General features: G+C 66.8%; 27 protein-coding genes and 1 pseudogene. 17 read left to right on the top strand and 11 right to left on the bottom strand.

The window, feature by feature from the left end:
* Positions 1-4: 4 nt before the first annotated feature.
* The 3 genes from E0T84_RS20375 to E0T84_RS20365 are packed head-to-tail and all read right to left on the bottom strand — an operon-like array spanning position 5 to position 3,740.
* A complete protein-coding gene (locus E0T84_RS20375) occupies positions 5-1,843 on the bottom strand; it encodes an ABC transporter ATP-binding protein (protein ID WP_070946985.1) in 1,839 nt (612 codons plus the stop codon).
* Positions 1,840-2,766, bottom strand: coding sequence for an ABC transporter permease (locus E0T84_RS20370; protein WP_070946986.1), 927 nt, complete (start codon positions 2,764-2,766; stop codon positions 1,840-1,842). The genes E0T84_RS20375 and E0T84_RS20370 overlap by 4 nt, the downstream gene beginning before the upstream one ends.
* Positions 2,763-3,740 (bottom strand): ABC transporter permease, encoded by a 978-nt coding sequence (locus E0T84_RS20365; RefSeq protein WP_070188678.1) that lies wholly within the window; start codon positions 3,738-3,740, stop codon positions 2,763-2,765. Before E0T84_RS20365 ends, E0T84_RS20370 begins: the two co-directional genes overlap by 4 nt.
* Before the next feature lie 113 nt (positions 3,741-3,853).
* Here E0T84_RS20365 and E0T84_RS20360 point away from each other — a divergent pair, with 113 nt between their 5' ends.
* From E0T84_RS20360 to E0T84_RS20310, 11 genes are all read left to right on the top strand, one after another.
* Complete coding sequence (locus tag E0T84_RS20360) at positions 3,854-4,117, top strand: hypothetical protein (RefSeq protein WP_070188679.1); 264 nt, start codon at positions 3,854-3,856, stop codon at positions 4,115-4,117.
* Positions 4,118-4,179: 62 nt separating this feature from the next.
* A complete protein-coding gene (locus E0T84_RS20355) occupies positions 4,180-4,440 on the top strand; it encodes a hypothetical protein (RefSeq protein WP_234998555.1) in 261 nt (86 codons plus the stop codon).
* A 75-nt stretch (positions 4,441-4,515) separates the two neighbouring features.
* Positions 4,516-4,764, top strand: coding sequence for a hypothetical protein (locus E0T84_RS20350; protein WP_234998556.1), 249 nt, complete (start codon positions 4,516-4,518; stop codon positions 4,762-4,764).
* 127 nt (positions 4,765-4,891) lie between these two features.
* Positions 4,892-5,596: a response regulator transcription factor gene (locus E0T84_RS20345; protein ID WP_070188687.1), complete on the top strand. Its 705-nt coding sequence runs from the start codon at positions 4,892-4,894 to the stop codon at positions 5,594-5,596.
* Complete coding sequence (locus E0T84_RS20340; protein WP_138745336.1) at positions 5,574-7,184, top strand: cell wall metabolism sensor histidine kinase WalK; 1,611 nt, start codon at positions 5,574-5,576, stop codon at positions 7,182-7,184. The genes E0T84_RS20345 and E0T84_RS20340 overlap by 23 nt, the downstream gene beginning before the upstream one ends.
* Before the next feature lie 22 nt (positions 7,185-7,206).
* Positions 7,207-9,063 carry a glycosyltransferase family 39 protein gene (locus E0T84_RS20335; RefSeq protein WP_249383695.1) on the top strand — a complete coding sequence of 619 codons (1,857 nt, stop codon included), beginning with the start codon at positions 7,207-7,209 and terminating at the stop codon, positions 9,061-9,063.
* A gap of 55 nt (positions 9,064-9,118) precedes the next feature.
* Positions 9,119-10,405, top strand: coding sequence for a bifunctional glycosyltransferase family 2/GtrA family protein (locus tag E0T84_RS20330; protein ID WP_138745334.1), 1,287 nt, complete (start codon positions 9,119-9,121; stop codon positions 10,403-10,405).
* Positions 10,402-12,324 (top strand): glycosyltransferase family 39 protein, encoded by a 1,923-nt coding sequence (locus tag E0T84_RS20325; protein WP_138745333.1) that lies wholly within the window; start codon positions 10,402-10,404, stop codon positions 12,322-12,324. The genes E0T84_RS20330 and E0T84_RS20325 overlap by 4 nt, the downstream gene beginning before the upstream one ends.
* A 104-nt stretch (positions 12,325-12,428) precedes the next feature.
* Positions 12,429-13,367 carry a sulfate adenylyltransferase subunit CysD gene (cysD, locus tag E0T84_RS20320; protein WP_138745332.1) on the top strand — a complete coding sequence of 313 codons (939 nt, stop codon included), beginning with the start codon at positions 12,429-12,431 and terminating at the stop codon, positions 13,365-13,367.
* Positions 13,367-15,211, top strand: a complete 1,845-nt coding sequence (gene cysC / locus E0T84_RS20315; protein ID WP_070946822.1) for an adenylyl-sulfate kinase — start codon at positions 13,367-13,369, stop codon at positions 15,209-15,211. Before cysD ends, cysC begins: the two co-directional genes overlap by 1 nt.
* Positions 15,208-15,951: a 3'(2'),5'-bisphosphate nucleotidase CysQ gene (locus E0T84_RS20310; protein ID WP_070946821.1), complete on the top strand. Its 744-nt coding sequence runs from the start codon at positions 15,208-15,210 to the stop codon at positions 15,949-15,951. The genes cysC and E0T84_RS20310 overlap by 4 nt, the downstream gene beginning before the upstream one ends.
* On the opposite strand, the gene E0T84_RS20305 is transcribed toward E0T84_RS20310, so the two are convergent.
* On the bottom strand, positions 15,938-16,417 hold the full coding sequence (locus tag E0T84_RS20305) for a hypothetical protein (protein ID WP_131823444.1): 480 nt from the start codon (positions 16,415-16,417) through the stop codon (positions 15,938-15,940). The genes E0T84_RS20310 and E0T84_RS20305 overlap by 14 nt on opposite strands.
* A gap of 43 nt (positions 16,418-16,460) precedes the next feature.
* Here E0T84_RS20305 and E0T84_RS20300 point away from each other — a divergent pair, with 43 nt between their 5' ends.
* Positions 16,461-17,057, top strand: a complete 597-nt coding sequence (locus E0T84_RS20300) for a cysteine hydrolase family protein (protein ID WP_070946819.1) — start codon at positions 16,461-16,463, stop codon at positions 17,055-17,057.
* 9 nt (positions 17,058-17,066) lie between these two features.
* On the opposite strand, the gene E0T84_RS20295 is transcribed toward E0T84_RS20300, so the two are convergent.
* Both E0T84_RS20295 and E0T84_RS20290 read right to left on the bottom strand, forming a co-directional pair.
* The gene (locus E0T84_RS20295; protein WP_138745331.1) at positions 17,067-18,104 is read right to left on the bottom strand and encodes a hypothetical protein; all 1,038 of its coding nucleotides are present in this window, start codon (positions 18,102-18,104) and stop codon (positions 17,067-17,069) included.
* Positions 18,101-18,592, bottom strand: coding sequence for a nitroreductase family deazaflavin-dependent oxidoreductase (locus tag E0T84_RS20290; protein WP_138745330.1), 492 nt, complete (start codon positions 18,590-18,592; stop codon positions 18,101-18,103). The genes E0T84_RS20295 and E0T84_RS20290 overlap by 4 nt, the downstream gene beginning before the upstream one ends.
* Before the next feature lie 53 nt (positions 18,593-18,645).
* Between E0T84_RS20290 and E0T84_RS20285 the strand changes: the two are divergent.
* A pseudogene (locus E0T84_RS20285) lies at positions 18,646-20,297 on the top strand (chloride channel protein).
* A gap of 134 nt (positions 20,298-20,431) precedes the next feature.
* Positions 20,432-20,725 (top strand): hypothetical protein, encoded by a 294-nt coding sequence (locus E0T84_RS20280; RefSeq protein ID WP_138745329.1) that lies wholly within the window; start codon positions 20,432-20,434, stop codon positions 20,723-20,725.
* Positions 20,726-20,727: 2 nt separating this feature from the next.
* On the opposite strand, the gene E0T84_RS20275 is transcribed toward E0T84_RS20280, so the two are convergent.
* A complete protein-coding gene (locus E0T84_RS20275; protein WP_249383692.1) occupies positions 20,728-21,204 on the bottom strand; it encodes a MarR family winged helix-turn-helix transcriptional regulator in 477 nt (158 codons plus the stop codon).
* 107 nt (positions 21,205-21,311) lie between these two features.
* Between E0T84_RS20275 and E0T84_RS20270 the strand changes: the two genes are divergently transcribed.
* Complete coding sequence (locus E0T84_RS20270) at positions 21,312-21,782, top strand: RrF2 family transcriptional regulator (protein ID WP_070185681.1); 471 nt, start codon at positions 21,312-21,314, stop codon at positions 21,780-21,782.
* Between the two features lie 6 nt (positions 21,783-21,788).
* On the opposite strand, the gene E0T84_RS20265 is transcribed toward E0T84_RS20270, so the two are convergent.
* Positions 21,789-22,172, bottom strand: coding sequence for a VOC family protein (locus E0T84_RS20265; protein ID WP_070946816.1), 384 nt, complete (start codon positions 22,170-22,172; stop codon positions 21,789-21,791).
* A gap of 55 nt (positions 22,173-22,227) precedes the next feature.
* Between E0T84_RS20265 and E0T84_RS20260 the strand changes: the two genes are divergently transcribed.
* Both E0T84_RS20260 and E0T84_RS20255 read left to right on the top strand, forming a co-directional pair.
* Positions 22,228-22,752: a GNAT family N-acetyltransferase gene (locus tag E0T84_RS20260; RefSeq protein WP_138745328.1), complete on the top strand. Its 525-nt coding sequence runs from the start codon at positions 22,228-22,230 to the stop codon at positions 22,750-22,752.
* Entirely contained in the window at positions 22,752-23,777 is a 1,026-nt protein-coding gene (locus E0T84_RS20255) for a nitronate monooxygenase (RefSeq protein WP_171055107.1), read from the top strand. The genes E0T84_RS20260 and E0T84_RS20255 overlap by 1 nt, the downstream gene beginning before the upstream one ends.
* On the opposite strand, the gene E0T84_RS20250 is transcribed toward E0T84_RS20255, so the two are convergent.
* Genes E0T84_RS20250 through E0T84_RS20240 form a run of 3 tightly spaced genes read right to left on the bottom strand, consistent with a single transcriptional unit; the run spans position 23,774 to position 26,611 of the window.
* Positions 23,774-24,673, bottom strand: coding sequence for a DUF4097 family beta strand repeat-containing protein (locus tag E0T84_RS20250; RefSeq protein WP_070946813.1), 900 nt, complete (start codon positions 24,671-24,673; stop codon positions 23,774-23,776). The genes E0T84_RS20255 and E0T84_RS20250 overlap by 4 nt on opposite strands.
* Positions 24,674-24,704: 31 nt before the next feature.
* Positions 24,705-25,349, bottom strand: coding sequence for a response regulator transcription factor (locus E0T84_RS20245; RefSeq protein WP_070946812.1), 645 nt, complete (start codon positions 25,347-25,349; stop codon positions 24,705-24,707).
* Complete coding sequence (locus E0T84_RS20240; protein WP_171055106.1) at positions 25,337-26,611, bottom strand: sensor histidine kinase; 1,275 nt, start codon at positions 26,609-26,611, stop codon at positions 25,337-25,339. Before E0T84_RS20240 ends, E0T84_RS20245 begins: the two co-directional genes overlap by 13 nt.
* Positions 26,612-26,641 lie beyond the last annotated feature (30 nt).

Here is a 26,641-nt window from a genome sequence, read left to right as displayed (position 1 = left end):
ATACTCACCTTGCCGGTCCGGGCTGTGGCACCGCAGCCAGCAACTTGCGGGTATAGGCGTGCTGTGGGTCGGCGAACACCGCATCCCCGGCCCCTTGTTCCACGACCGAGCCTTTGTACATCACCACGACGTCGTGGGCCAGGTGCTTGACCACCGACAGGTCGTGCGACACGAACAGATAGGCCAGGCCGAACCGGTCCTGCAGGTCGAGCAGCAGGTTGATGATCCCGGCCTGGATGGACACATCCAGCGCGGAGACCGGCTCGTCCAGAGCGATGATCTTCGGCTGCAACGCCAGTGCCCGGGCGATCCCGATGCGCTGCTTCTGACCGCCGGAGAACTCTGCCGGGTAGCGGCTGGCATCGGCGTGCCGCAGGCCCACCAATTCCAGTAGCTCGGCCACCCGGTCATTGACCCGTGATTTGTCGATTCCGTTGGCTGTCAACGGCTCTGCCAACACATCGAACACCGGCAGTCGCGGATCGAGTGAGGCCACCGGGTCCTGGAACACCACCTGGAGCTCGGTTCGCAAGGCGCGGCTGGTCTTCCGGTTCAACGTGGCCACGTCGGAGCCGAGCACTTCGATCGAACCCGATTGCGGCGCGGACAGATTCAGAATCTGGTGCAGGGTGGTGGACTTTCCGGAACCGGACTCGCCGACGATGCCGAGGGTTCGGCCGCTGCGCAGGTCGAAGCTGACGTTGTCGACCGCCCGGACCTCGCCGATCTGCCTGCGTAGCACCACGCCCTTGGTCAGCTTGTAGGTCTTGGTCAGCTCTCGCACCCGCAGCACCACATCGGGCTCGGCAGAAGGCCTTTCAACGTCGCCGCCGGTCCTGGGCACCTCGTATATCTCGGCAGCGCTGCGACCGGCCACATGATCTGTGCGGATGCAGGCTGCGTGGTGATCCGCCGCCAGTTCGATGAGTTCGGGTTCGGCGGCCTCACATCCATCGATGGCCAGCGGGCAGCGTGGGGCGAACGGGCAACCGGTCGGTGCCACGGTGAGCGAAGGCGGTGCACCCGGGATAGGCACCAGCCGGGTGCCCTGCGGGGCATCCAGTCGCGGCACCGAACCGAGCAGACCGACGGTGTAGGGCATCCGCGCGCGTTCGTAGAGCCCGGCCACCGGGGCGTCTTCGACGGCCCGCCCGGCGTACATCACCAGCGCCCGGTCGGCGAACTCGGCGACCACACCGAGGTCGTGGGTGATGATCAACACGCCGGCGCCGGTGACGTCGCGAGCGGTCTTGAGCACGTCGAGGATCTGAGCCTGCACCGTGACGTCCAGCGCGGTGGTGGGCTCGTCGCAGATCAGCAGATCGGGGTCGTTGGCGATGGCGATGGCGATCACCACCCGTTGGCGTTCGCCGCCGGACAACTCGTGCGGGAATGCTCGAGCGCGTTGTTCGGGTTGGGCGATACCGACCAACTCGAGCAATTCGACCGCACGGATCCGTGCCGCACGCCGACCCAGATCGCGATTGTGCACCGTGAGTGCCTCGGCGATCTGGTCGCCCACCGTATAGACAGGGGTCAGGGCGGACATCGGGTCCTGGAACACCGTCCCGATGGTGTTTCCCCGGATCCGGGACAGCTCTGCGTCGGACAATCCGAGCAGTTCCTCGCCGCGCAGCCGCACCGATCCGGAGATCTCGGCGAATTCGGGAAGCAATCCGACGACGGCCATGGCGCTGGCCGACTTTCCGGCCCCGGATTCACCGACGAGCGCGACCACCTCGCCGGAGTCGACGTGAAAGTTCACCCCCCGCACCGCATGTACGGCGCCGGTGTCGGTCGGGAAGTCCACTCTAAGACCGGACACTTCCAGCAGCCGGGTCATCGCGCCGCCCCCTTGCGGCGCCGGAGCCGGCCACTGCCAGGGTCGAAAGCATCCCGTAAGCCGTCGCCGGCGAGGTTGGCGCACAACACGATCAGAACCAGCATCCCGGCCGGGAACAGAAACACCCACGGGAACGTGGTGGTGGATTTGGTGCCGTCGGCGATCAGCGTGCCCAGCGAAACATCGGGAGCTTGGATGCCGAAACCCAGGAAGCTCAAACCTGTCTCGCCCAGAATCGCCAGACCGACGTTGAGCACGGTGTCGATGATCAACAGCGACGCCACGTTCGGCAGGATGTGACGTGCGATGATCCGCCAACTGCGCACGCCCATATACCTTGCCGCGACGACGAATTCGCGTTCCCGCAGGCTCAGCGTCATGCCTCGCACGATCCGCGAGCTGATCATCCAGCTGAACAGCGAGAACAGCACGATGAGCCAGAACACCCGGTCGGACTGGCCCAACCGCGGCGTGACGATCGCGATGAGAATGAAACTCGGCACCACCAGCAGCAGGTCCACGACCCACATCAGCGCGGTGTCGCGCCAGCCGCCGAAGTATCCGGCGACCGCGCCGACCGTGGCGGCGATAACGGTCGAGATGAACGCCACACAGACCCCGATCAGCATGGATTTCTGCATGCCCCGCAGGGTTTGGGCGAAGATGTCCTGTCCGAGTGCGTTGGTGCCGAACCAGTGGTCCGCCGAAGGTGGCTGCTGCAGCGCGTAGTAATCGAGATCGGTGTAGCTGTAGGGCAGCAGCGGCGGCAACGCATAACATCCGACGAACAGCACCACCAGCAGCACCAGTGACACCACCGCGGGTTTGTTGCGCAGGAATCGACGGAGCACCAGGACGCGCCGCGTGGCGAATTCCTCGGTGTGCACACCGGACTGGGCTGAGGTGGTCGTCGCGTCGCTCATCGCACCCGCACCCTCGGGTCGAGTGCCGCGTAGATGACATCGGACAGCAACCCGGCCAGCAGCACCACCGACCCGGAGAACACCGTGATCGCGGCGATGATGTTGGTGTCCTGGGTCGCGATGCCCTGTACCACCCACTCGCCCATACCGTGCCAGCCGAAGATCTTCTCGACGAACACCGCGCCGGTGACCAGACCGGCCACGCCATAGGCGAACAACGTGGCCATGGGGATCAGCGCGGTCCGCAGCCCGTGTTTGAACAGTGCCTGGCCGCGGGTCAGCCCCTTGGCCCGTGCCGTGCGGATGAAGTCCTGGCCCAATACATCGAGCATCGCGTTGCGCTGATAGCGGCTGTAGCCGGCGATGGCGCCGAGAGCGAGGGTGAAGGTCGGTAGTGCGAGGTGCTGAAGCCGGTCTACGAACTGGTCCCAGGCGCCGCCGACCGGCACTGGCGCGGTTTCCCCCGTGTACTCGAATATCTGCACGCCCAGGACCGAGTTCACATTGAGCGCGGCCAGGATCAGCAGATTGGCGATCACGAAGGTCGGTGCGCTGAGCACGAGCAACGAGAGCAGCGTGATGAATCGGTCAGAGAGCCGGTACTGCCGGATGGCGCCCCACGCGCCGAGCACGACACCGATCACGGTGCCCACAACCGAACCGAGGACCAGCAGTCGCAGGCTCACACCGATGCGTCGCCACAGTTCATCGGAAACTGGCTGTCCGGTGACGGTGGTACCGAAGTCGCCGCGGACCGCGCCGGTCGCCCAGTCGAGGTAACGCAGGGGAAGTGGCTTGTCGAGGCCGAGTTCTGCGGCCTTGGCGTCGATCGCGGACTGTGGTGGCCGCGGGTTGCGCTGCAGCAGGCTGTCGAGCGGCTCGAATGTCAGCGACGTCAGCGTGAAGGTGAGAAACGACGCCAGGGCCAACAACACGATGTAGTTGAGCAGCCGGCGCGCCAGAAAGCGCGTCATCCGGTCGGTCCTGGCCACGGCTGCATGCCAGACAGGGTAAAGCAGCCGGGAACGTGGGTAACTGACAGTTGGGCCACAGCCTCGACATAGAAATCGGGCGTTCACTGAGATTCATGAAGGTCAGCGGGCTCAAGAAGGTGAAAGTCATCGCCGCGGTGGCCGGCGGTGCGGCAATGGTGGGGCTGGGCGTGTTCGGCGCGGTCTCGGACCTGCACGCGGTTGCCGGGGCGGATTCTCGAGTCTTGGCGTCGGGGTCCCACATGAACCTCGGCCAGACCAGCACCGAGACCACGCCGCCCACCGCGCCCGCGGTGTCGATGGCGGTACCGGCGATGCGCGGCTACACGCCACCGTCGGGATTCGCCACCACACATTGATCGCAGGTGGTGGTTTCACCGCCGGCTGCCGGGGATATACGAGGCGGCGGGAGGTGAGACACATGGGTAGCGCGAAGGAAAACAATCGGCGAAATCTGAAATTGATCTCCGCCGGTGTCGGTGCGATCGGCGGGTTAGCCACAGCGGTGCTGGGGAAAGGCGCGGGCGGTAACCTCACCGGCGCCCCGCAGCGGGTCGAGCCGCCGGCGATCACCACTGGACAGACCGTCACCGAGACCACTGCGCCGTCGGCCCCGGACACGTCGGAGGCCACGCCCAGCGTCTCGGCAACGACGCCGTCGGGATTTGCTACGCCGCACTGATCGGGGCTGGTTCGGGCAGCGGGCCCGGAACGCGGCCGGTTTTCTCGCCGCTGGTTACGCGGTAGGCAGGTCGCTGTGACAGCAGACGAACGCAACAAGCGGACCAAGTACGTGATGGCCGGTGTCGGGGCGATCGCACTGGCAAGCATGGGAGCGCTCGGCGCGACGGTGGGGGAGGTGCCGATCAGCGGGGCGACGGTCGGCCCGATGCCGGCCGCCGGAGCGGGTGAAACCGTAACCGAGACAACGGCTCCGAGTGAGCCAGAAACCTCCTTCGCCAAACCGACGGTGAAGGCGAAACTGCCCGACGGGTACGGCAACTAGGGCAGCGGCTGCCGACTTTCACAGCTGGCACATAGACAGCGCTCAGTCCAGGCCTAGCGAGCGGGAGAATACTGAGCCGGTGGGCACGACGACCAATGGCACCGAATCCGAGTCTGGGCGTGCCGTCATGCGGCGGGCCGACGGAAACCCGATCCAGGTCCTGGTGGTCGATGATGAGCCCGTACTGGCCGAACTGGTCTCGATGGCGTTGCGTTACGAGGGCTGGGACATCACGACGGCCGGGGACGGCGCGAGTGCGATAGCCGCGGCCAGGGGTAACCCGCCGGATGTCGTGGTCCTCGACGTGATGTTGCCCGACATGAGCGGCCTGGACGTCCTGCGCAAACTGCGTGAGCAGATCCCCGGGCTGCCGTTGCTGTTGCTGACCGCGAAGGATTCGGTGGAAGACCGGATCGCCGGCCTCACGGCGGGCGGTGACGACTATGTCACCAAACCGTTCAGCCTGGAGGAAGTGGTGCTGCGGTTGCGCGCGCTGCTCCGGCGCACCGGGGTGACCAGTGAAGACGGCGGGGCCAAGATCGTCGTGGGCGATCTGGTACTCGATGAGGACAGTCACGAGGTCACCCGCGGTGGAGACCCGATCACCCTGACGGCCACCGAGTTCGAACTGCTGCGGTTCATGATGCGCAACGCCAAGCGGGTGTTGAGCAAGGCTCAGATCCTCGACCGGGTGTGGAGTTACGACTTCGGCGGCCGGTCCAACATCGTCGAGCTGTACGTCTCGTATCTGCGCAAGAAGATCGACAGCGGACGCGAACCGATGATCCACACACTGCGCGGTGCGGGTTATGTTCTCCGCCCCGCGCGCTGAGGTGACTGCGCCGACCGCAAGCGCCGGCCGGTGGTGGTCACCGCGAACCTGGTCCCTGCGCGCCCGGTTGGTGGTCACGCAAGTCGTCCTGCTGGCTGTGGTGTGTATCAGCATCGGCGTAGCCACAGAGTTTGCGCTACAACGGTTTCTGATGAATCAGCTCGACGATCAGCTGATCGAGGCCGGTCGTCGCTCGGCGGCGATCTTCGAATTGCCGCCCCCGCCCCCGGGGTCCCCGCCGCCCCCGGGTATGCGTCTACATCGTCACCGGGCACCGTTCGACCCCGAAGAGGGGCCCGGCCCCGGATTTCTCAACGCCCCGGGGCAGGCCGCGCGCACGGTCGGTGCCGTGGTGTCGCCGAACCGGCCGGTGGATGCCGGGGTGATCACCAGCGAAGGAGACCGAGTCCAGGTCAGCGCAGCTGCGGCTGAACAGCTTTCGCGGATTCCGGCGACGCGGGTACCAGAGACCGTCGACGTCGACGGGTTGGGCCGGTATCGGTTGATCGGCCTGCACCCACGCCACGGTGGGCCACAGACCATCGTCACCGGCCTGCCGACTGCCATCGTCGACGACACGCTGCTGTGGGTGCTCGGAATGTTCGGTGTGCTCGCCGCCGTCGCACTCATCGCCGCGACCGTGGCCGGAATCCTGATCATCCGGCACCAACTTGCGCCACTGTCAAGGGTTTCGGCAGCGGCACGTCGGGTCGCCGATCTCGAACTCGACCGTGGCGAGGTGCGGCTGCCCACGCCGATCGTCCCGGTCGACCCGGCAGGCGTGCACACCGAAGTCGGGCAGCTCGGCACCTCGCTGAACCGGATGCTCGACCGCATCGCCAGCGCGCTCTCGGCGCGCCACGCGAGTGAGACCCGGGTCCGCCAGTTCGTCGCCGATGCCAGCCACGAGTTGAGGACCCCGCTGGCGGCCATCCGGGGCTACACCGAACTCGCCCAGCGCAGACACGATGACCTGCCCGCCGACGTGGCCCACGCGATGAACCGGGTGGAGTCCGAGACGACGCGGATGACACAACTGGTCGAGGACATGCTGTTGCTGGCCCGCCTCGACGCCGGCCGGCCGCTGGAAAGCGACAGAGTCGACGTATCGCGGCTCGTGGTCGACTCGGTCAGTGACGCTCACGTCGCCGGCCCCGACCACCAGTGGTCACTCGATCTGCCCGAGGACCCCGTGGTCGTCGAGGGCGATGAGGCCCGCCTGCACCAAGTGCTGGCGAACCTGCTGGCCAATGCCCGCACCCACACTCCCGGGGGCACCTTGGTCACGGTGTCGCTGAAGTCCGACGACGAAGATGCGGGTGCGGTGCTGATCACCGTCGCCGACAACGGTCCCGGCATACCGCCGGCGCTGCTGCCCGACGTGTTCGAGCGGTTCGCCCGCGGCGACTCGTCGCGCTCACGACGCGAGGGCAGCACAGGGCTGGGCCTGGCGATCGTCGACGCGGTGGTCAAGGCACACGGGGGCGCCATCGAAGTGAGCAGCACGGTGGGTCGTACCGAGTTCGTGGTGCGGCTTCCCCGGCCGAGCTCACAGCGCACACACAGGACGGACCAATCGGAGACCTAGCGGCCACGACAAACATGAAGTGGTGACGCTCGCTCTCCCTGCCGAGCAGACACAGACTCGCACAAATCTCGCACCGGTAACGCGATTCTCTGTCTGCTCGCACCAGGTCGCCTTCGGTGTGCTGTTGGCCGCGACCGCCGTGCTCTACCTGTGGAACCTGTCGAGCAGTGGGTGGGCCAACGCGTTCTACTCGGCCGCAGCACAAGCCGGGGCGCAGAACGGGACCGCCATGCTGTTCGGGTCCAGCGACGCGGGCAACGCCATCACCGTCGACAAGACTCCCGCGGCGTTGTGGATCGTCGACATCACGGTGCGCTTGTTCGGGCTGAACTCCTGGAGCATTCTGGTTCCGCAGGCTCTGATGGGTGTCGCAGCGGTGGCGCTGCTCTATGCCGCGGTGCGGCGGGCCGCCGGGCCGTGGGCCGGGTTGCTGGCCGGCACGGTGCTGGCGCTGACGCCGGTGGCGGCGTTGATCTTCCGGTTCAACAATCCCGACGCGCTCTTGGTTCTGCTGCTCGTGACGGGCGCGTACTGCGTGCAGCGCGGAATCGAAAAAGACGCCAGCCGTTGGTGGTTCGTCGGCGCGGGGGCGGCAGTCGGGTTCGGTTTCCTGGCCAAGATGTTGCAGGCGTTCCTCGTCCTGCCGGCCTTCGTGGCGGCGGTGGTGGTCGCCGGAGACCGCTCGTTGGGCCGGCGGATGCTCGATGTGGTCACCGCCGGGGCAGTGATGCTTGTCAGCGGCGGCTGGTATCTGGTGCTGGTCGAGCTCTGGCCGACCTCGGCCCGGCCCTACATCGGCGGTTCGCAGAATGACAGCATCATCGAATTGGCTTTGGGCTACAACGGTTTGGGCCGGCTCACCGGAGATGAAACCGGCGGCCTGGGCAACCTCAACTTCGATGTCGGGCCGGGCCGGCTGTTCGGATGGCAGATGGGCGCCGACATTGCCTGGCTGCTGCCGGCGGCCCTGGTTTGCCTGGCGGCCGGCGTCTACCTGACTCGCCGCGCGGCCCGCACCGATCCGGCCCGTGCCGCCCTGATCCTTTGGGGTGGCTGGCTGCTGGTCACTGCGGTCGTCTTCAGCTTCATGAACGGCATCGTGCATCCCTACTACACCGTGGCGCTGGCACCGGCGATCGGCGCCGTGACCGGCATCGGCGCAACGTTGCTGTGGCGGCATCGCTCCGACATCCGTGTCGCGACGGCGATGTCGGGTGCCACGCTGGCGACTGCGATCCTGGCGGCAGTGCTACTGGGCCGCCACGACGATCCATATCCGTGGCTGCGGGTCGCGGTGTCGGTCGGCGGGGTCGGCGCGGCGGTGTTGCTGCTCTTGGTGGGGCGGTTGGACCGCCGGATGGTCCGGGCGACTGCGGTGCTGGCCGTCGTGGCCTGCCTGGCCGGCCCGGCTGCGTACTCGATCGCCACCGCGGCCAGCCCGCACCAGGGGGCCATACCGTCCGTCGGGCCGTCGCGCGGCGGCGGTTTCGGCGGGCTGTTCGCTGCCCCGGAACCCGGACCGGTGCTGACCGCGACCCTGGCGGAGGACGCCGTGCACTATCGCTGGGTTGCGGCCGTGGTGGGTTCATCGAACGCCGCGGGATACCAATTGGCCACGCGCGCACCGGTAATGGCCGTCGGTGGGTTCAACGGCACCGATCCGGCGCCGACGCTTCAGGAGTTCCGGGAACTGGTCGACGACGGGGCCATCCACTACTTCATCCGGTCTCGCATCATGGCCGGCCGATTCGGCGGACACATCCCCAGCGGCAGCCGGGCCGCCACCGAGATCGCCGAATGGGTGCAGGCCCACTACAACCCGATCAACGTCGACGACACCACCATCTACGACCTGACTCGACGTGCGACGAACACATAGCAGGCGCATAGCTTCGCCCCACTCAGATCACAAGCCGCCGGAGAACGATGAAGTCATGACAACCTTGGTCCACGATCCCGAGCAGCGGTTCCACTTCGCGTCACGGCCCAATGCCGCATTGGCTGCCCGCGAGGCCGGGGTCCCGGTGCTCGACGTCGTCGTGCCGGTGTACAACGAGCAGGCCGCGCTTGCCCATTCGATACGGCGGTTGCACCGCTACCTGGACGAGAACTTCGCCGTGCCCGTCCGCATCACCATCGCCGACAACGCCAGCACCGACCACACTCCGCGCATCGCGGCCGATCTGGCAGCCGAACTCGACGAGGTGCGGGTGGTGCGACTGGAGGAGAAGGGACGCGGACGCGCACTGCGCACCGTTTGGTCGGCCTCGGATGCACCGGTCCTGGTCTATATGGATGTGGACCTGTCCACCGATCTGGCCGCGCTCGCGCCGCTGGTGGCACCGTTGATCTCCGGTCATTCGGACCTGGCGATCGGCACCCGACTGGGCCGCGGCTCGCGGGTGGTGCGCGGGGCGAGGCGCGAGTTCATCTCACGCTGCTACAACTTGCTTCTGAAATCGACTCTGGCCGCGCGGTTCTCAGATGCCCAGTGCGGATTCAAGGCGATCCGCGCCGACGTCGCCCACCGGCTGCTGCCTCATGTTGCCGACACCGGATGGTTCTTCGACACCGAGCTGCTGGTGCTGGCCGAGCGCAGCGGTCTGCGTATACACGAGGTTCCGGTGGACTGGGTGGACGATCCGGACAGCCGGGTGGACATCGTCGCCACCGCCACCGCCGACCTCAAGGGGATCGGCCGATTGCTCCGTGGATTCGCCAACGGTTCGATCCCGGTGAACACCATCGCGGCCCAGCTCGGGTCGTCACGGAAATCGGCTGCACCCCAATCCTTGTTGCGCCAAGCGGTGCGATTCGCCGCCGTCGGCGTGGTCTCCACGCTGGCCTATCTGTTGCTCTTCACGGCACTGCGCGCCGGTGTCGGTGCCCAGGCGGCCAACCTGGTGGCCCTGTTGGTGACCGCGATCGGAAACACGGCCGCCAACCGGCGATTTACGTTCGGTATCGCGGGAGCGGGCAACATCACCCGCCATCATCTCGAGGGGCTGACGGTGTTCGCGATCGCGCTGACCATCACCAGTGGATCGTTGGGCCTCCTGCACATCGTCGCTCCGGTGCCGCACCGCGGCGTCGAACTCGCGGTATTGGTGGCGGCCAACCTGCTGGCCACCGTGGTGCGCTTCGTCCTGTTGCGGGGATGGGTCTTTCACCCTTCGCGGACGCGGCGCGCCATCGGGCCGAATCAGGAGACAGGACTATGACGACAACAATTGACCCGGCGCCGGCCTCCGCGGATCCGACCGCCGTACCCGCGAAGACCGTGACCCCGAGGTGGATCCGGCCCTCGTACTGGGCACTGCTGACCGGCACCGCGGTGCTCTACCTCTGGGCGCTCGGTTCGTCCGGGTGGGCCAACAGCTACTACGCCGCCGCGGCGCAGGCCGGTACGCAATCCTGGAAGGCCTGGCTGTTCGGCTCGCTGGACGCCGGCAACGCCATCACGGTCGACAAGCCACCGGCCGCGATGTGGGCGATGGGGCTGTCGGGCCGGCTGTTCGGCTTCGACGAGTTCACCATGCTGTTGCCGCAGGCTCTGATGGGCGTCGGCACGGTGGCACTGCTGTATGCCACCGTGAAGCGGACCAGCGGCCCGGTTGCCGGGCTGATCGCCGGAGCGGCGCTGGCTCTGACACCGGTCGCGGCCTCGATGTTCCGCTACAACAACCCCGACGCGCTTCTGGTGTTGCTGCTGGTGCTGGCGGCCTACCTCATGGTGCGGGCGGTCGGGCCGGTGTCGGCCAGAGCCAGCGCTGGTTGGGTGGCACTGGCCGGATGTGCACTGGGATTCGCCTTCCTGACCAAGATGTTGCAGGCCTTCCTGATCGTGCCGGGCCTGGCGCTGATGTTTGTGGTCGCGGCGCCTGCCGTCGGCATATGGAAACGATTGGGCACCTTGCTGATCGGCGCGGTCACGATGGCCATCTCGTCGGGCTGGTACATCGCGCTGGTCGCATTGTGGCCTGCCGATGCCCGGCCGTATATCGCCGGCTCGACCGACAACAGCCTGCTGCAACTGGCATTCGGCTACAACGGTCTGCAGCGCATCCTGGGGCAAGAGGGTCGAGGGCCCGGCCACGGCCCTGGACCTGGCCATGGTCCCGGCGGCGGTGCCAACCTGATGTTCGGCGGTGATCCGGGGATCGGCCGGATGTTCGGAATGTCCATGGGCACCGAGGCCTCGTGGTTGTTGCCTGCCGCGCTGGTCGGTCTCGTGGCGGCGCTGTGGTTGACGCGTCGCACCGCGCGGACCGCGAGCCTGCGGGCCGGCCTGCTGATGTGGGGTGGTTGGCTCCTGGTCACCGCCGTGGTGTTCAGCTTCATGGACGGGATCATCCACCCTTACTACACAGTGGCGCTGGCTCCGGCCGTGGCCGCGGTCGTGGGGATATCGGTGACCGAATTATGGTCGCTGCGAGAGCGATTTGCGGGACGGCTGATACTCGCGGTGATGCTGGCCGGCACCGGAGTGTGGGCGTTCGTACTGCTCGACCGGACCCCCGACTGGTTGCCGGCGCTGCGCTGGATCGTTCTGATCGGTTCTCTGTTGACCGCGGTGGCCCTGGTTGCGGTGGCCCACCGTCCGGGCAAGCTGCCTGCGGTGGCGGCGATGGCGGGAATCATCTTCGGACTGTCGGCAACCGCGGCCTACACCGTCGAGACGGTGGCGGCCGGACACAGCGGCGGGCCGATCGCCATGTCGGGTCCGAAGCGGGTTGCCGGCTTCGGCGGGCCAGGTGGACCTGGCGGACCACCGCCTGGCTTCGGGCGCGCCGACGATCCGGCCCTGGCCGAGCTCATCGCCGGTGCCGATGGTCGGTGGGCCGCCGCGAGCGTGGGGTCGATGATGGTCAGCGATCTCGAGCTCAAGACGGGGGAGTCGCTGATGGCGATCGGCGGGTTCACCGGTAGCGACGATTCGCCCACGCTGGCCCAGTTCCAGCAGTACGTCGCCGACGGCCAGGTCCGCTATTTCCTGGACCGGCCCGAGGGGGGTCGTGGTGGGCCGCCGCGCGAAGAGCACGGCAGTGCCGCGCAGATCACTGATTGGGTGAAGGCGACCTTCGCCAAGATCGTGGTCGGCAACACCCCGGTGTACGACCTCGCGTCGCCGCGTACCTGACCACGGGAATGACACCCCCGTGATTGACACCGCGGCGGCCCGGCGGATAGATTCCTGGTCATGCTTGCAATTCTGGCCATTCCTACCAACTTAACGGGGAAGCGATGACCACCGCACAAAAATCCGATCAGCAGGCGGTCCGCGCCGGCAATTACGAGCTGAGCCACCTGCGCGCGCTGGAGGCCGAGGCCATCCACATCATCCGCGAGGTCGCCGCGGAGTTCGAGAAGCCAGTGCTGCTGTTCTCCGGCGGCAAGGACTCGATCGTGATGCTGCACCTGGCGGTCAAGGCCTTCGCACCGGGCCGGTTGCCGTTCCCGGTCATGCACGTGGACACCGGCCACAACTTCGACGAGGTGTACGAAACCCGCGACGAGCTTGTCGAGCACTACGGCGCCCGCCTGGTCGTCGCCAAGGTGCAGGATGACATCGATGCGGGGCGGGTCGTGGAGACCATCCCGTCACGTAACCCGATCCAGACCATCACGCTGCTGCGCGGCATCCGGGAGAACAAGTTCGACGCGGCATTCGGTGGGGCACGGCGCGACGAGGAGAAGGCCCGCGCCAAGGAGCGCGTGTTCTCCTTCCGCGACGAGTTCGGCCAGTGGGACCCCAAGGCTCAGCGCCCCGAGCTGTGGAACCTGTACAACGGTCGCCACCACAAGGGTGAGCACATCCGGGCCTTTCCGATCTCCAACTGGACCGAGTTCGACATCTGGTCCTACATCGGCGCCGAGAAGATCAAGCTGCCCTCCATCTACTACGCGCACCAGCGCAAGGTGTTCGAGCGCGACGGCATGCTGCTGGCGGTGCACAAGTACATGCAGCCCCGCAAGGACGAACCGGTGATCGAGAAGACCGTGCGATTCCGCACCGTCGGTGACGTCACCTGCACCGGCTGTGTCGAGTCCACGGCCGCAACGGTTTCCGAGGTCATCGCCGAGACCGCGGTGTCCCGGCTCACCGAGCGTGGCGCCACCCGGGCCGATGACCGGATCTCCGAGGCCGGAATGGAAGATCGCAAGCGCGAGGGGTATTTCTGATGAGCACGTTGTTACGCATCGCCACCGCGGGATCCGTCGACGACGGCAAGTCCACGCTGATCGGCCGGTTGCTGTTCGACTCCAAGGCGGTGATGGAGGATCAGCTGGCCGCCGTCGAGCGGACCTCCAAGGAGCGCGGCCACGACTACACCGACCTGGCGTTGGTCACCGACGGTCTGCGGGCCGAGCGCGAGCAGGGCATCACGATCGACGTCGCCTACCGCTACTTCGCCACGGCCAAGCGCAAGTTCATCATCGCCGACACTCCGGGGCACATCCAGTACACCCGCAACATGGTGACCGGAGCCTCCACCGCACAGTTGGTCATCGTGCTGGTCGACGCGCGCCACGGACTGCTCGAGCAGTCCCGTAGACACGCGTTCCTGGCCTCACTGCTGGGCATCCAGCACATCGTGCTGGCCGTGAACAAGATGGACCTGATCGATTGGGACCAGGAGCGGTTCGAGGCGATCCGTGACGAGTTCCATGCGTTTGCCGCGCGGTTGGATGTGCACGATGTGACGACGATCCCGATGTCGGCACTCAACGGCGACAACGTGGTGACCAAATCCGATGTCACGCCTTGGTATGAGGGTCCGTCGCTGCTGAGCCACCTCGAGGACGTCTACATCGCCGGTGACCGCAACCTGGTCGACGTGCGCTTCCCGGTGCAGTACGTGATCCGCCCACAGACGCATGAGCACGCCGATCACCGTAGTTACGCCGGCACCGTGGCCAGCGGTGTGCTGCGCCCCGGGGACGATGTGATCGTGCTGCCGGCCGGAAAGCCCACTCGCATCACTCAGATCGACGGCCCCAGTGGCGTCGTCGAAGAGGCATTCCCTCCGATGGCGGTGTCGATCAGCTTGTCCGACGACATCGACATCTCCCGCGGCGACATGATCGCCCGGCCCAACAACCAGCCCCGGGTCACCCAGGAGTTCGACGCCACGGTGTGCTGGATGGCCGACGGATCGTCACTGGAGCCCGGTCGCGAATACCTGATCAAGCACACGACCCGCACCACCAGGGCCAAGATCACCGGGCTGGACTATCGCCTGGACGTCAACACCCTGCACCGGGACAAGTCCGCTACGGCGCTCAAACTCAATGAGCTGGGCCGTGTCTCGCTGCGTACCCAGTCGCCGCTGCTGCTGGACGAGTACAGCCGCAACGGCTCCACCGGATCGTTCATCCTGATCGACCCCAACACCAACGGCACCGTCGGCGCCGGCATGGTGTTGCGCGACGCCCGCAACGAGACCGCGAGCCCCAACACCGTCCGGCACGAGTCACTGTGCACCACCGAGGATCGGCTCTCGAAGGGCCGGACCGTGTGGTTCACCGGTCTGTCCGGCTCGGGGAAGTCCTCGGTGGCGATGCTCGTCGAGCAGAAACTGCTCGAAAAGGGCGTTCCGGCATACGTTCTGGACGGAGACAACCTGCGCCACGGGCTGAACGCGGACCTTGGCTTCTCGATGGCCGACCGCGCCGAGAACCAACGTCGGCTGGCCCACATCGCGGCGATTCTGGCCGACTCCGGCCAGGTTGTACTGGTGCCCGCGATCAGCCCGCTGGAGGAGCACCGGGCACTCGCGCGCAAGGTGGCCACGGACGCCGGTCTCGAATTCTTCGAGGTGTTCTGCGACACCCCGCTGGAGGACTGCGAACGCCGTGATCCCAAGGGTTTGTACGCCAAGGCGCGGGCCGGCGAGATCACCCATTTCACCGGCATCGACAGCCCGTACCAGCGGCCGAAGAACCCGGATCTGCGGCTGACACCGGAGCACAGCACCGCTGAACTGGCCGACATGGTGATCGAGCTGTTGGAACTGCCGTCGTGAACGATCACGAACTGGCGGCCCGGCTGGCCACCCGGGCCGGGGATCTGCTGCTCGACGTCCGCGCCGACTACGCCGATGCCCCGGCCGCCGAGCGGAAGGCCGCCGGGGACAAGCAGTCCCACGACTTCCTGATGGCTGAGTTGGCCAAGATGGTTCCCGCCGACTCGGTGCTGTCGGAGGAGGCCACGGCCGATGAGCGCGCCGACCCGGCCCGGTTGAGCGCCGAGCGGGTGTGGATCGTCGACCCGCTCGACGGCACCCGGGAGTTCTCCGAACTCGGCCGCGACGACTGGGCTGTGCACGTGGCGCTGTGGAGCGCAGGTGAACTCGTGGCCGGGGCGGTCGCGTTGCCCGCCCAGAACACCACGCTGTCCACCCCTGAGGTGGCTGCACCGCGTCCGTTCGACGGCCCGCCGCGAGTCGTGGTGTCGCGCACTCGGCCACCCGCGGTGGCGCTGGCGGTGCGCGAGGCGCTCGACGGAACATTGGTCGAAATGGGTTCGGCCGGAGCCAAAGTCGCAGCGGTCATCCGCGGGGTGGCCGATGTCTATGTGCATGCCGGTGGTCAGTACGAGTGGGATTCGGCTGCACCCGTCGCGGTGGCCCGCGCGGCCGGCCTGCACACCTCACGCATCGACGGTTCGCGGCTGGTCTACAACTCGGCCGACCCCACGCTGCCCGATCTGATCGTCTGCCGGCCCGAGCTGGCCGAACGGGTGCTGGCGGTCACTGCCGGATAGTCGGCACACCAACGGGGAGCTCGTCGGTTCCGACATTGGCGCAGGCGAGCTTTAGTTCGTAGAGTGCGCTGATCGAATTCTGGTACCCGCCCATGTAGTTCTTGTCGGGCCACCCGTTCGGCGGCGCACTGTGGTTGCCCTGGCCGAACTGGTGCAGCGCGTCGGCGAATGCCAGCGCTTTCCGCCTCAAGTCGGGGTCTTCGATCGAAGCCGCTTCATCGCGGGCCGCGACCGCCGCGGCGGCGGCTTCTCGGGGTGCGTTCGGATCGCCGGCACCGTCTTTTCCCGCCGAAACGCCTGGGATGACCAAGTGGTGGGCGACCTGATCGACGCGTTGGCAGTCAGCGCTGGGTTCGTCACTGTCCTCGGTGGCGTAACCGACCGCAACCATGATCAGCATCACCGGCGCCGCGACTGCCAACATGACCAGCCTGATCTTGGCCCCCGACCAATCCGGTAGTCCCATCATTGGAGCCTAAACGCGGCGACGGGTCACTACGCTCGTCAAAATGAGCCGCCCTACCTTGCGCGAATTGGCCAGTCTTCCCGCCGTGCCGGCCCGCCTCGCCGATTCCACCCTGGTCCTGATCGACTGCCAGAACACCTACACCCAGGGAATCATGGAACTCGAAGGGGTGCAGGCCGCCCTGGAGCAGGCGGCGCAACTGCTCGATCGGGCCCGCAGCGCGGGTATCCCGATCATCCACATCCAGCATTCCGACGGTCCGGGCTCGCTGTACGACGTCGAAGGGGAGAGCGGTGCAATCGTGGCATCGGTGGCGCCGCGCGCGGGAGAACCCGTGGTGGTCAAGCAGTTCCCCAATTCGTTCGTGCAGACCGACCTCGACGATCGACTGAAGGGCCTGGGTGCGTCGAACCTGGTGCTCGCCGGTTTCATGACGCATATGTGCGTCAACTCCACCGCGCGCGGCGCATTCAATCTCGGGTATGCCCCCACGGTGGTGGCCGCCGCCACCGCCACCCGCACGTTGGCGGGCCCCGACAGTGCACCTGTGCCTGCCGCGATCATGCAGTCGGCGAGCCTGGCCGCGATGTCGGACCTGTTCGCCGTCGTCGTGCCGGATGCACAGGCAGTCCCGGACTGAGGCCCGCGGTCACGGGTGCCGGCAGGTCTCGTACTCGTCCACCAGCGCCTGTTCGGCCGGAGGTGGCTGATACACCAGCAGGTCGCGGGCTGTGCACCCGCCGACGGTGACGGTGATGGGACCGGTGGCCTGCCCGCTGCCGGTGATGTGCCCTTGTATCTGGTCGCTGGCGGTGTAGAGCGTCGGCTCGCCAAGCGTTGCCACGAGCGGCAGGTGACGTTGCGCGAGTTCGGCGGCGTCTGCCGGGTCGCGGGAACGGGTCTGTTCTGCCAGCCATACCGGTGCTTGCACGCGGCCGTTGATCGTCAGCTTGTTGGTGTGCGGGACGGCCTGATCGGCGTTCAGCTGCTTCCAGACGTCGAGTTCACGCGCCGTCGGGAAGCGACGGGTGCTCTTGATGTCGGCTGGGTGGTCGTCACCCGCGCTGATCGTCCAGGTCAGGTTGGCCAGATCGGCGAATTTTTCGGACAGCGTGCTGACCGCTGCGGCGACGTCGCGGTAATCGGCGGCATCGGCCAGTCGAATCGAGCCGACATCGGAATGCCCCCATTCCGGCACCGGGAACCGGCCGTCGGGGTGGGTGACCGTGGCACGTAGACGTACTGTGGCCGCGGGGAATTCGCGTTGCAGGCCGACCCAGTTGCGTGCCTGCGAGAGGATCTGCTGGTCGTTGCCGAGGGGCAGCCTGCCGCTGTCGATTGCGAAGACGTTCGAGCCGTGGTGCGCGGTGAGCTCGGTGTGGTACCCGGTGTAATTGACCATCGTGAGGCCCTGGAGATACCGGGATACCATTGCGACGAACTGGTTTTCGGTGATCCCGGGCTCGGTCTCGACGTCAATGGTGAAGCGCACCAGGTCTTGGGCGGGGCGGTTGGTGACGGTGTGGTGGACCGTCTGAACTCCGGGCATCTGGCCGAGCAGTCGAGCCAAGCGTGCGACATCTGCGCTGCGGTCGGGCGGGCCGGCCTGGCATGCGGTCAGGACTGCGGTCAGGACCACGAGGCCGGCGGTGATCGCCCAGGAGCGCCAAGGATTCTGGTGCGTCACGCGGTGGATGACCGTTTGGCAAACCGCACGAACGGTATGCGTTCTCCTGCCGCCCGGAAATCGGCTTCGGAACCGTCGACCGAGAATCCCATCAGCCGTGGCAACAGATACTTGGCGGCCAACCGGTGCTGTGTCGCGTATCGCGCGAAAATGTCCGCGCCTTGAGCCTGGTCCACCGGGTGGGCGGTCACCGGCAAGGTCCGCCTGCCGACCTGGATCGTCACGTCGGGAGTGTGCAGAACATTGCGATACCACGCCGCGGTGGGGCCCCAGCCCGATGCGACGACGAAACTGTCGGTGGCCTTGTCGTGGTCGACAACTTCGAGGACCACCTCACGTTGCTTGCCGGTGACCCGCCCGATGTGGTGCAGCAGCAGGATGCGTTCGCCGAGAAGCCAGCCCAGTCTCCACCGATAGAGCTGGATGGGGGCGCGGTACAGGAGTCTGCTCAATCCACTGGGCGGACTGACGTTTTTGATGATCTTCATGACTGCCGTCCCTTCCTCGGAATTGCAAGCTAGTGCAATTATTGCATACTGCAATGGTGCTGAAACCAACCTGTCCGCACCTGGCGCCGGCTCAGATCCCCCTTGTGTGTGCTCGATGGCTGCGCGAGGGCTCGGCCGCGCTCGTCCCGATGGCCGTGGTGGTGGGCGCAGTCACGGGGCTGGCGGCCGTGGCGTTTCGTTGGCTCGTCACGACCTTCACCCGCATGTTCACCGGCTACGACGATTATTCGGCACTGGGGCGCGTGGCGAGCACGCATTGGCCGTGGCTGGGATTTTGGTTCTTGCTGCTGGCCCCGGTGATTGCCGGCGCCGTCTACGGGCCGATTGTCCATCGATTCGCGCCGGAGGCACGCGGCCACGGTGTCCCGGAAGTGATGAATGCGGTCAGTCGCCGTGGTGGCCGGATTGCGCCGCAGGTGACGTTGGTGAAGGCCCTGGCGTCGGCTCGACGCTCGCCCAGTTGCTTCGTCTGAACACGTCCCGGGTGCGATTGCTGGTGGCTTGCGGTGCCGCGGGCGGGATTTCGGCAACTTTCAACACCCCGCTGGCCGGACCGTTCTTCGCGATGGAACTCATTCTTCGTGATTTTGCCGCCGAATCATTCGGCGCGGTGGTGCTTTCCAGTGTCACCGCCAGTGTGGTGGGCCGCGCACTGCTCGGCGACGAACCGTTCCTCGAGCTGCCGACGTTCGCGGTGCACAGCCCCGTCGAGTATTCGCTCTACATCGCCCTCGGAGTCGTCGTCGGGATCGTCGGCGTCCTCTTCTCCAAATTGTTGTATCTCGTCGAGGACGTGTGCGACTGGGCTTGGCGCGGTCCAGAATGGGCGCGCCCCGCCGTCGGCGGGTTGTTCCTGGGCGGCATACTGATCGCCGTACCGCAGCTCTACGGAGTCGGATACCCGGTGTTGCAAGACGCGGTCGGGGGCCGGTACCTCCTCGGGATGCTGCTGTTGCTGATGGTCGGGAAGATGTTCGCGACCAGTCTGACGATCGGAATCGGCGGTTCAGGTGGCGTTTTCGCGCCGACGTTGTTCATCGGCGCCATGGCAGGCACCGCGTTCGGGACCCTGGTTCATGAGGCCTTTCCCAGCACCACCGAGGCGGCAGGGGCATACGGATTGATAGGCATGGGCGCGGCACTCGGCGGCGCCACACGAGCACCGATCACCGCGGTCATCATCCTCTTCGAGCTGACCGGACAGTATTCGATCATCCTCCCGCTGATGGTCGCGGTGGCCATCGCCGCCGGGACCGGCAGGCTCCTTTCCAAGGAGACGATCTACACGGCCAAACTGTGGCGCCGGGGCGTTGACCTGGATGCACCGCCTGCGGTGCCGGCAACGGTGCACGACCTGATAGGACCGGCCCCTGATCCGTTGCCGGAGAACACCTCCCTCAAGGCCGCTGTCGACCGCTTCGCTGCGGAGCCTGGTGACATGCTGCCGGTGGTCACAGCTGACGGCGCGTACCGCGGTTGCGTGTCAGCACGGGACCTCACCGCGGCACTGGGCCGCTCGAATCCACCCGAATCCATTACCGACCTCGTGTGGCATCCGCCATCGATCAACATCGCGGATACCACGGCACCGGTGACCACCTCCGGTGGGACCAACCTGATCGGCTGGATAACGGGTGAATCCGTGACAGGCCGTCGGCACTCCGAGACCAGGGGGCGCGCATGAACCGTCTCTGGTTCAGATCAATCGGAATTCTCACAGCGGCAGTTGGGGTTTCGGTCGTCGCAGGGTGTGGTGGTGTTACCGTCCCCGCTGCGAACAGCGCGCGGCCGCACCCAGCGTCGGGCTTCGGACAATCGATGAACACCCTCACCGCGCAGCAGTTGGTCAACGCGATTACAGATGCCGGCCTACCGGTGCCCGGCTCACACGACGTCAGTGGTCTGCGATGCCCGCAAGTAGGGTGCCTCGACGACATCGAATCAGACACCATCTCTGTGATGACGTTTCCCAGCACCGGTCGGGCCGAGCTCTACGCTGGTTCGATCCCGGATATGTTTCAGATCGCGAATGTCGTCGTCAGGTTCGATGCGTCCGTCCCGCCAGGCAACCGGCGAAGCTATGAGACCGTCCTGGGGCGCACGCTCGAATGACCTCAGAGGTCGCTGTGGGCCGGAGGTTCACCGCCGGCTGCGGTAAACGCCGTGAGCGCGGTGACCAGCCCGCGGCGTTCGCGCGCCGGCATGGTTTCGACCACACGGGCAATTTCTGCGCGGCGGCGGGCCGTCACGGTGTCCACCACTTCCCGCCCGCGCTGGCTCAATTCGGCAACCAGTTCGCGGCGCGAGCTCGGATTTGGCCTGCGGTCGATCAACCCCGCTGTGACCAGGCGCTCGACCATGCGGCCGACGGTCGAAGGTTGAACGTCGAGTAGGCCGGCCAGGGTCGCGAGGTTCGACGGACCGCGGCTGGAGAGGATCACCAACGCGCGAAACTGGGGGACGGTGATCGACTCGCCCAGTTCGGCGATCGAGCGTGCCGATATGGCGACCAACAGCCGCGACGCGGTGACCAAGGCGTCGGTGATCGCATCCACCGAATCGTCGACCGGTGTGTCATCCCGGACGTCCACAAGCGCTCCTCCCGATATCTACCCCGGTATACCAGTGTGGAACTCCGGCGCCCGAACCGATCGCCGAGTCGTAGCTCTGGCACGGCCTCCTGGCACAATCTGAGAGCATGCGGATGTCGGCGAAGGCGGAGTATGCCGTCCGAGCCATGGTTCAGCTCGCGACGGTCGCCGAGGGCGAGCTCGTCAAGACCGATGACCTGGCCAAGGCGCAGGGAATCCCGGCGCAGTTCCTCGTCGATATTCTCACCGCCCTGCGCACCGACAGGCTCGTCCGCAGCCATCGCGGTCGCGAAGGAGGCTACGAGCTGGCCCGTCCGGCCGGCGACATCAGCATCGCCGACGTGTTGCGCTGTATCGACGGACCCCTGGCGAGCGTGCGGGACATCGGGCTGGGGGATCTGCCCTATTCCGGGCCGACGGCGGCGCTGACCGATGTCTGGCGGGCCCTGCGGGCCAGCATGCGCTCGGTGCTCGAGGAGACCAGCCTGGCCGATGTGGCGGCCGGTTCGCTACCCGGGCACGTCGACAAGCTGGCCAACGCCTACCGCGATCAGGAGCATGAGCGCGGGCACCGCTGAACGGGGTCAGCCGCCGTACGGACGGGTGATGATTTCCAGGTAATGCCCTGACGGGTCCCGAAAGTAGACCCCGCGTCCGCCGTCGTTGTGGTTGATCTCGCCGGGGTGTTGGCCGTGTGGGTCGGCCCAGTGTTGCAGCCCGCGGTCGCGGATCTTGCCGTAGATCGAGTCGAACTCGTCCTCGGACACGAGGAACGCGTAGTGCTGTGGCCGGACTTCCTCGTCGGCACCGGCCTGGGCGTAGTCGAGACTGACCCCGTGATTGAGCGTCACGGCGAGAAACGGACCGAACTCCTGCGGGCCTGGCAGGCCGAACAACTCGGTGAAGAACTCGGCTGAGACCTGCCGATCCCTGGAGGCCACGATGGTGTGATTGAAGGTGATCGCCATATCCGTCCAGTAAACCGCTGGACGGGTGCCACCGGCAACGGTGCAGGATGGGACCATGCCCAACACCCCGATTCTGGCCGGGTCACAGGTGCGGCTGCGGCCACCGGCCGTCGAAGACGCCCATGCGTTGTACACCCGGATCGCCTCCGATCCTGAGGTGACGCGCTATCTGTCCTGGCGCCCGCACTCGGGGGTGGCCGAAACTCGCCGCGTGATCACCACGTTGTTCAACGTCGGTGATGAACAGACCTGGCTGGTTGAGGTCGAAGGCGAAGTGGCGGGGCTGTGTGCGCGAAGGCGCCCGCAGCCGTACGCGGTCGAGTTGGGTTACTGCTTGGCCCGGCCCTGGTGGGGGAGAGGCCTGATGTCGGAAGCGGTTTCGCTGATTCTGACTGACGTGGAGCCCGATCCCGCGGTGTACCGGGTAACGGCGTACTGCCACGTCGACAATGCCGGCTCGGCCGGGGTCATGCGGCGGTGCGGTCTGGCGCTGGAGGGAAGGCTGGCGCGCTACGCGGTGTTTCCCAACATCAGTGACGAACCGCAGGACGTGCTGCTGTTCGGGAAGGCGGTGCGGTGATGGACATATTCGATGTTCGGGGCCTGCGCCGTCCGGTGCTCGTGGCGCCGATGGCCGGTGGGCCCTCCACTCCGGAGCTGGCCGCGGCGGGCAGTAACGCCGGCGGGCTGGGATTCCTCGCCGCCGGCTATCTGACCGCCGACGCACTGGCCGAACGGATCGATGCGGCGCGTGGTTTGACCACAGAACCCCTCGGGGTGAATCTTTTTGTGCCGCAGCCAAGTGCGGGAACCTCCGAGCAGATCCGAGCGTACGCCGCCGAATTGGCCGGTGAGGCGCAGCGCTACAGGGTCGAACTCGGCACGCCCCGATTCGACGTCGATGCGTGGGCGGAGAAACTCGACGTGGTCAACGACCTGCGACCCGAGGTGGTGTCGTTCACCTTCGGATTGCCCAGCGCATCGGAACTCGCCCGGTTGCGCGGTGCCGGTATCACCACCGTCGGGACGGTGACGACGCCGGTCGAGGCGCAGGCGGCCGTGGCCCGTGGGGTGGACGCGCTCGTGGTCCAGGGGCCCGGGGCCGGTGGCCACCGCGGCACGTTCGATCCGGCCGCGACACCCGCATCTGAACCGCTGGACCAACTCTTGGTGGAAGTGGTGGCTGCCGTTGACGTCCCGGTCATCGCGGCGGGTGGGCTGGTCAGCGCCGAGGATGTGGCGGGCGTGCGGGCTGCCGGTGCGGTGGCCGCCCAACTCGGTACCGCGTTCCTGCTGGCCGACGAAGCCGGTAGCAGCCCGGTGCATCGTGCTGCTCTGCAGAATCCGGATTTCACCGAAACCGTTGTCACCCGGTCATTTTCCGGTCGCTACGCCCGCGGGTTACGCAACCGATTCATCACCGAGCATGATGCCCAGGCCCCGCTGGGCTATCCCGAGATCCATTACTTGACCAGCCCGGTTCGCAAGGCCTCGGTGGCCGCCGGTGATCCGCAGGCCACCAACGTGTGGGCCGGAACCGGGTGGCGCCAGGCCCGGACCGGTTCGGTGGCCGAGATCTTCGACCGGGTGACACCGGGCCGCTAGCCCCGTCCGCGGCCCCCCGTACGTTCGACGACGCGGTCTACGACGACATCGCCGTCGTCGGAGCGGGCCGTGACCTCGGCGGCCGCGCTGTCGGCGACGGTGGTCTCCGGTACCCGCACGGTCGTCGAGGATCCGGACTGGGCATGCACCAGATACGGTCCGCGCCCGGGCAATCCGATCACCACATCGCCGTTGCGGCTCGCCGCGTCGACGCGCCGCGGGGCGGTGTCGCGGAAATCGACGGTGATGTCGCCGTCTGACGTGGTGGCGCTGAACTCTTCGGTGACCGCGATCGGATCGCGCGAGACGACCTCGCCGTCGACCGCGTGGGCCTCGATGCGGCGGGCAGCACCACGCAGGATGATCGCCCCACTGGTGACGCGGGAGATCAACTGGTCTACGTCTGCCTGTGCGATCACGGTGCCGAGCTCCTGCTCGGTGCGCACCGTCAGCCGCCGGGCCTGCTCCGGCGGTACGGCGATCGTGATCTCACCGCCGCGGGCCCACTCGAGCATGCGGGAAGGTTTGCCCGCGATGACGATCCGGGTCTCGTCGCCGTCGGTGCTGAGCTCAAGACGGTGCGCACCGCTGCGGGAGGTGTTCACCAGACGCAGATCCGCGGCGGCTTCGCGGGTTTCGCGGTCCGCGGTGATGCGGATCGCGACCGGGATGTGCGCCGTGTCGATCACCAGCGACCGCATGGTGGCGGGCAGTCCTTGATGATCGGTGACGACGCGGACGGTGCTGACGGCCCAGGCCGTCACGCCGAGTGCGGCCACGGTGCCGGCCACCAGCAGGGTGGCCGCGGCGATCAGGACGAGGCGGAATGTGGTGCGCCCGCCGGGGGTCAACCGAGGAGGCGGATTGACCGGTGGCGGAGGGGCGATGGTGGTCACGATGACGTTCCTTCCCGGGGCGACGTTCGGTCTAGGTCTCGAGGTAACGCAGCACCGCCAGCACGCGGCGGTTCTCGCTCTCGTCGGGAGCGAGGTCGAATTTCGTGAAGATCGATGCGATGTGCTTCTCTGCCGATCCGACCGAGATGTGCAGGGCTGCAGCGATCGCCGAGTTGGTCTTGCCCTCCGCCATCAACTGCAGGACGTCGCGCTCGCGAGGGGTCAGCTGGTCGAGGGCACTGTGGCGGGCCGAACGCACCAAGATCTGTGACACCACCTCGGGGTCGAGCACGGTGCCCCCGCCGCCCACGACGGCCACGGCATCGAGAAACGCGGGGACATCAGCCACCCGGTCCTTCAACAGGTAGCCGAATCCTCTTGTGTCCGAGGCGATCAGATCGGCTGCGTAGCGCTCCTCGACGTAGTGGGACAGCACCAGGACCGGGGACTCCGGGTTCTGGCTGCGCAGCAGGGCCGCCGCGCGGATGCCCTCGTCGGTGAACGTCGGTGGCATCCGGACGTCCAGGATGGCCAGGTCGGGACGATGTTCGTTGACCAGGCGCAGCAGGTTGGTGGCGTCGGGCACGCCGGCGACGACCTCGTGCCCGGCGTCGGCCAGGATCCGTTCGATGCCCGCCCGCAGTAGTGCCGAGTCCTCGGCGATCACGATGCGCATGGCAGCACCGCCGTGACGATCGTGGGGCCGGTGGCGGGGCTGGACACCCCGAACGTCCCGCCTGCGGCGCGTACCCGCTCGTCCAGTCCACGCAGCCCTGTCGCGTGCTCGCCGCCATCGATGACCGCACCGCCCCGGCCGTCGTCGAACACCGAGACGTACAGCACGTTGGCGGCCTCATCCAACCGGACGGTGACAACCGCCTGCGACGCATCGGCGTGCTTGGCGACATTGGTCAATGCCTCGGCGACCACGAAATAGGCGACCGACTCCACCTCATCGGACAACCGGCGCGGGAGTTCGATGTGCAGTGTGGTCGGTACCCCGGAGGTCTCGGTACGTTGCACCACCGACGACAAGGCCGCGTCCAGGCCCCGATCCGACAGGATCGTCGGGGCGATACCGCGCACCACGTTGCGCAGTTCGACCAGTGCGTTCTTGGCGTCGTCGTGCGCCTCGGTGATCAGCGCCTTGGCGGCGGGCAGATCCGAATCCAGTTTGGTCTGGGCCAGTCCGATCGTCATCGCCAGTGACACCAGCCGGGGCTGCACGCTGTCGTGCAGATCGCGTTCGATGCGGTGACGCTCGGTGTGTGCCGAGGAGACCGCACCCTGCCGGGCATCGGCCAGGGCGTTGACCTGATACTCCAGGGCGGCCGTCGGCGAGGGCGGCAAGAGCCATCGATCGATCGCGGCATCCATGGCCGGGGCGAAGATCAGGATGGCGACCGCAGCGATCACCGCGACGATCGCCAGTAGCCAGGCGATCGGCGGCGACACGAAGACCAGGCCGGCGTCCTCGTCGCTCTGACGGATGGCAGCGGCCGCAGCCGGACCCACGAACGCGAATGTGAGCAACAAGAATGCCAGGCCGGTGGCCAGCATGTCGTAGGTCATCCGCAGGTAGTGATGGCAGAAACCTTTCCAGAACCGGGTACTGCTGATGTCCAGCCACAGCTGATGCGCCCACCCCTGGAAGCCGGTGTGCGGTGACAGCCGGCGCGGCGGGATCCCGATACCCAGGCCGAACACCGCTTCACTACGCGACCGCTCGACCCACTCGACGCCACGGATCAGGTAGACGAACACCACCGCGGCGAGCACGAATCCGATCACCGACGGAATCGAGGAGACTCCGATAACCAAGAGAGACAACGGTATCCAGAACCACACCAATGCCAGTGCGGCGCCGGTGATCATCGACGCGGTCGGCACGAAGCCGATGGTGGGGGCGCGGTGGGCGGTTTCGCTGATTGCGACCATGGCTTCAAACCTACGAAGTCCGGCGGTCTG

The sequence above is a fragment of the Mycobacterium sp. DBP42 genome (assembly GCF_005924235.1).
GTDB lineage: Bacteria > Actinomycetota > Actinomycetes > Mycobacteriales > Mycobacteriaceae > Mycobacterium > Mycobacterium syngnathidarum.
Note: the sequence above shows the minus strand (reverse complement) of the source record. Positions and strands in the feature narration are given on the sequence as shown.

Coding starts and splice junctions, on each gene's coding strand:
- E0T84_RS20375 (WP_070946985.1), bottom strand. CDS start 1,843: ATGACCCGGCTGCTGGAAGTGTCCGGTCTTAGAGTGGACTTCCCGACC.
- E0T84_RS20370 (WP_070946986.1), bottom strand. CDS start 2,766: ATGAGCGACGCGACGACCACCTCAGCCCAGTCCGGTGTGCACACCGAG.
- E0T84_RS20365 (WP_070188678.1), bottom strand. CDS start 3,740: ATGACGCGCTTTCTGGCGCGCCGGCTGCTCAACTACATCGTGTTGTTG.
- E0T84_RS20360 (WP_070188679.1), top strand. CDS start 3,854: ATGAAGGTCAGCGGGCTCAAGAAGGTGAAAGTCATCGCCGCGGTGGCC.
- E0T84_RS20355 (WP_234998555.1), top strand. CDS start 4,180: ATGGGTAGCGCGAAGGAAAACAATCGGCGAAATCTGAAATTGATCTCC.
- E0T84_RS20345 (WP_070188687.1), top strand. CDS start 4,892: ATGCGGCGGGCCGACGGAAACCCGATCCAGGTCCTGGTGGTCGATGAT.
- E0T84_RS20340 (WP_138745336.1), top strand. CDS start 5,574: ATGTTCTCCGCCCCGCGCGCTGAGGTGACTGCGCCGACCGCAAGCGCC.
- E0T84_RS20330 (WP_138745334.1), top strand. CDS start 9,119: ATGACAACCTTGGTCCACGATCCCGAGCAGCGGTTCCACTTCGCGTCA.
- E0T84_RS20325 (WP_138745333.1), top strand. CDS start 10,402: ATGACGACAACAATTGACCCGGCGCCGGCCTCCGCGGATCCGACCGCC.
- cysD (WP_138745332.1), top strand. CDS start 12,429: ATGACCACCGCACAAAAATCCGATCAGCAGGCGGTCCGCGCCGGCAAT.
- cysC (WP_070946822.1), top strand. CDS start 13,367: ATGAGCACGTTGTTACGCATCGCCACCGCGGGATCCGTCGACGACGGC.
- E0T84_RS20305 (WP_131823444.1), bottom strand. CDS start 16,417: ATGGGACTACCGGATTGGTCGGGGGCCAAGATCAGGCTGGTCATGTTG.
- E0T84_RS20300 (WP_070946819.1), top strand. CDS start 16,461: ATGAGCCGCCCTACCTTGCGCGAATTGGCCAGTCTTCCCGCCGTGCCG.
- E0T84_RS20290 (WP_138745330.1), bottom strand. CDS start 18,592: ATGAAGATCATCAAAAACGTCAGTCCGCCCAGTGGATTGAGCAGACTC.
- E0T84_RS20280 (WP_138745329.1), top strand. CDS start 20,432: ATGAACACCCTCACCGCGCAGCAGTTGGTCAACGCGATTACAGATGCC.
- E0T84_RS20270 (WP_070185681.1), top strand. CDS start 21,312: ATGCGGATGTCGGCGAAGGCGGAGTATGCCGTCCGAGCCATGGTTCAG.
- E0T84_RS20265 (WP_070946816.1), bottom strand. CDS start 22,172: ATGGCGATCACCTTCAATCACACCATCGTGGCCTCCAGGGATCGGCAG.
- E0T84_RS20260 (WP_138745328.1), top strand. CDS start 22,228: ATGCCCAACACCCCGATTCTGGCCGGGTCACAGGTGCGGCTGCGGCCA.
- E0T84_RS20255 (WP_171055107.1), top strand. CDS start 22,752: ATGGACATATTCGATGTTCGGGGCCTGCGCCGTCCGGTGCTCGTGGCG.
- E0T84_RS20245 (WP_070946812.1), bottom strand. CDS start 25,349: ATGCGCATCGTGATCGCCGAGGACTCGGCACTACTGCGGGCGGGCATC.
- E0T84_RS20240 (WP_171055106.1), bottom strand. CDS start 26,611: ATGGTCGCAATCAGCGAAACCGCCCACCGCGCCCCCACCATCGGCTTC.